Here is a 3,560-nt window from a genome sequence, read left to right as displayed (position 1 = left end):
GATTACTCCCCCCGCGGTACCGGGTGCTCTTCCCCCTCCATCTCACCCCTACGCCATTCTACTGAACGAGATTCTTACTCGACCTGCCAGCCCGTGGAACTGTGCTTCTGCCGGCACAGCTATCCTGAGCCATGACGCCTGGATTGAACTCTATAATCCTCTAGATCAGCCTGTTGATCTATTTACAGTCCATGCATCTCTTGACACCGGCCCTCAATCGTCTCCGTTCTTACTACCGTTGGCTTCGGCTCTACCTCCACATGGCTTTCTGGTGGTCTTCCCAGACTCTCAGTCCTTTTTCCCTTCTGCTCCTTTTGTTCTCCGTTTACTCATTGATGGTTCCACCGTCATTGATGAGGTGAATGTACCGCAATTAAACAGTGACGAGTCATTTGCACGGATCAGTGATGGCTCCCAGATCTGGCACACGACGACTTCCCCTACCCCAGGTTGCAGCAACTCTCCATCAGTCCAGCCCACCCCGCAACCAACGTCAAAGGCACTCCCACCAACGGCTGCCCCCACTGGCATAGGTAGACCAACTAATGGCGGACAGACGACCTCAGCTGCGCGAGCTGCTACCCCCAGGCCAGCAATTGCTGGCACTCAGCCAAGCTGGACCAATTTGCGTTTGCCGTCCCCTTCGCCCGCACCGACAACGGCTGCCCAGCCGCGAGAGGCTGATCGCTCGCTCTCTCCTCCTGCTGTGCCGAGTGAGTCGACTTCTGCAGAAGGCTCTCTGGATGGGTCCAGTTGGCTGCGCCCGGTGGTCTTCGGTGGTCTGCTAGTCGCTCTTGGCGGTAGTCTCCTCTGGTGCTGGCGTCTCTTTCGCTCCACTCCTCGAGAGGGTTAGAGGCCTGGTCTTCCTTTCAGGCCTCCGTCGACCCAGCAGATGGAGATGAATATGAGAAAGGAGGCTGTTTATCTAAGACAGTGAGCCGGCTGACCGCCTCCGGCTTTTTGAGGAAGCTGCTGCTCGCTGAGCCTCCTTTCCAGATTACCTGCCAAGGTGATATCATTCTCTTGGAAGGACTTGGATGCCGATACAGGCTGCTTTTCCTTCCTTCCTTCGGTTCCGCTGGAGGCCGGAGCAAGCAGGGAGCTTGAGCGATAGAGAAGCAAGTAGAGGCACAGCAATGCCGCAGCGCCTCTGGAAGAAGGGCCAGGCTTATGAGCATTACAGAGTTGCCAATGACCAGCACTAGGGGATCAGCGGCCCCTCCTTTCGAGCGTCTCTCTGAGGAGCGTAAGGCTCAAGTGGTGCGCGAGCTGAGCACTTTACTGGGCGAGCGCTATGTACTCCACGATCCTTACGACTTGATGCTCTATGAGTACGATGCCTCGATCGATCGGAGCCGGCCAGATATTGTAGTGCTCCCTTCATCAACTGATGAGGTCGCAGGTATTGTCAAGATTGCGGCACGCCACCGTGTTCCGGTGGTACCTCGCGGCGCTGGTACAGGCTTGAGCGGGGGAGCAATCCCCATCTATGGGGGCATTGTAATTGCCTTTGCCCGGATGAATCGCATTCTGGAGATTGACTATGAAAACATGCGCGCTGTGGTACAGCCGGGTCTGGTCAATCTTCATCTGAGTAATGCGCTCAATCCGCACGGCTTCTACTACGTGCCCGACCCGAGTAGCCAGCGTTCTTGTACGATCGGCGGAAATGTGGGGGAGAATGCAGGAGGTCCTCATACGCTGCTCTATGGGGTAACTACAAATCATGTGCTGGGCCTTGAGGTTGTGACTGCCGATGGCGAAATTGTTGAGGTAGGTGGCTGGGCGCCCGATCGACCAGGTTACGATTTGACAGGCCTGATCACCGGTTCTGAGGGGACGCTCTGCGTGGTGACGAAGATCGTTACACGCATTGTCCATCTGCCAGAGCAAGTAAAGACCATGTTGGCGGTCTTCAACAGTATGGATGATGCCTCCAATACAGTTTCTGAGATCATCGCCAGTGGCATGATCCCCGCCGCCATTGAGATGATGGATCAGATGATTCTGCAGGCCGTAGAGGCGGATATGCATGCTGGCTACCCACTCGATGCCGCCGCGGTCTTATTATTGGAGGCCGAGGGACTGCGTGAGGAGGTCGAGGACCAGACAGAGCGTATTGTCGCTATCTGCCAGCGCAATCATGCTCGCTCGGTACGCATTGCTGCGAATGAGACGGAACGCCAGTTGTTGTGGGCAGGCCGCAAGAATGCTTTCGGGGCCGTGGGTCGCATTAGCCCCGAGTTCTATGTGCAAGATGGCGTCGTTCCTCGCACGAAACTGCCGTATGTACTACGCCGCGTGAGTGAGATCTGCGCTCACTATGGCTTGCGCGTCGGTAATGTCTTCCATGCAGGCGATGGGAATCTCCATCCGCTGATCCTCTTTGATTCCCAGGTGCCCGGCGAGGTCGAGCGAGTACGTCAGGCCGGGCATGAGATCCTGGCGGTCTGCGCGGAGGCTGGTGGCTCTATCACCGGCGAGCATGGTGTGGGGATAGAGAAGCAAGAGGAGATGGCCCTTATTTTCAGTGCAGCAGATCTACGTGTGATGCAAAGGGTTCGTGAGGCCTGGAACCCAGAGCAGCTTTTTAATCCCGGCAAACTCTTCCCACGCCCCGGGCGCTGCGCCGAAGTGAAGCAGCTCTGACACGGCTTGCCCGGCCATTGAGGGCGGTAATAGCATAGCCCTCTACGCCAAAGGGCGTCTTCAAGACCGCTGCTGGCTGGCGCAGGCCTATGCTTGCCTGGCAGCTTGGATGATAGGGTTATTGTCGGCCCATAGCAAGCAGGCGGTGTTAGAGCACAGGAAGGAGGAGCAAACTGGCTAGCAGCAGGCCTGATGGGCTGACTCGCTGTCCAGGTTCAGGTTTGTCCATCCTGATCCTGTCGCTCCTCGGTCGTCGCTGGCGTTCCCGAGACATTGGCAGGTAGTTGTCCCTCAGCGCTGCTGAGCAGGGAGCGAGCCAGCGAGCGCATGTGTTCCAGGATCAGTTCGCAGTGGTGCAGCGCTTGCTGCAAACAGGTTTGTGTTGTCATTGAGGCAACCTGTGCTAGTCCCCCCGGTGCGAGAGCAAAAGGCAGCGGCTCATCAAGCGCCTCGTCAGGAAGCCTGTCGAGAATGTCATGAACTTCTTTGAGCCAACGCTGATAGCGGGCAATCAACGCTGGTAGGGTTCCCGCGGCGCAAAATTCGGCCAGGCTCGGGGAAGGATATGGCCTTTTGCCGATTTGACCAACAATCCAGAACTCCCCGACTTCAACGAAGTAGGTGGCCAGCATGAAGAGGGAATAGCTCTCGGGTGTCGGGAAAGGATGGTCAAGGAGCGCTGCTGGAACCTGTTGCAGCAGTTGAAGCACTTCCTGCGCAATTCGATCAAACTCGCTGGAAAATTGCCGGGCCTTGTTCGTCATAGCTTTCATTATAAACGCTCCTGGCTTCAGAGGCTAGCAAACCAGGCAAGGTAATGGACGGCAGGAGGCTTGCTCTCTTGCCTTCCCCTTGATGCCAGCGAGGCCAGCCTGGCTGGGCTGGCCTCGCTCCAGACCAAGCGTAATCGC

Annotated in this window: 2 protein-coding genes and 1 pseudogene; 2 read left to right on the top strand and 1 reads right to left on the bottom strand. The window is 56.9% G+C overall.

Going from position 1 to position 3,560, the window contains the following annotated elements; all coding sequences use genetic code 11:
* Together IRZ24_RS18180 and IRZ24_RS18175 are read left to right on the top strand one after the other, a co-directional pair.
* Positions 1–853 (top strand): annotated as a pseudogene (locus tag IRZ24_RS18180) (hypothetical protein); the annotation flags it as partial.
* Positions 854–1,170: 317 nt separating this feature from the next.
* Positions 1,171–2,649 carry an FAD-linked oxidase C-terminal domain-containing protein gene (locus IRZ24_RS18175; protein WP_297167437.1) on the top strand — a complete coding sequence of 493 codons (1,479 nt, stop codon included), beginning with the start codon at positions 1,171–1,173 and terminating at the stop codon, positions 2,647–2,649.
* Between the two features lie 215 nt (positions 2,650–2,864).
* Here the strand turns inward: IRZ24_RS18175 and IRZ24_RS18170 are convergent, their stop codons facing one another.
* Positions 2,865–3,422, bottom strand: coding sequence for a DinB family protein (locus IRZ24_RS18170; RefSeq protein ID WP_297167433.1), 558 nt, complete (start codon positions 3,420–3,422; stop codon positions 2,865–2,867).
* Positions 3,423–3,560: the final 138 nt, after the last annotated feature.

The sequence above is a fragment of the Thermogemmatispora sp. genome, from assembly GCF_019683755.1.
In the GTDB taxonomy this organism is placed as follows: Bacteria; Chloroflexota; Ktedonobacteria; order Ktedonobacterales; family Ktedonobacteraceae; genus Thermogemmatispora.
Note: the sequence above shows the minus strand (reverse complement) of the source record. Positions and strands in the feature narration are given on the sequence as shown.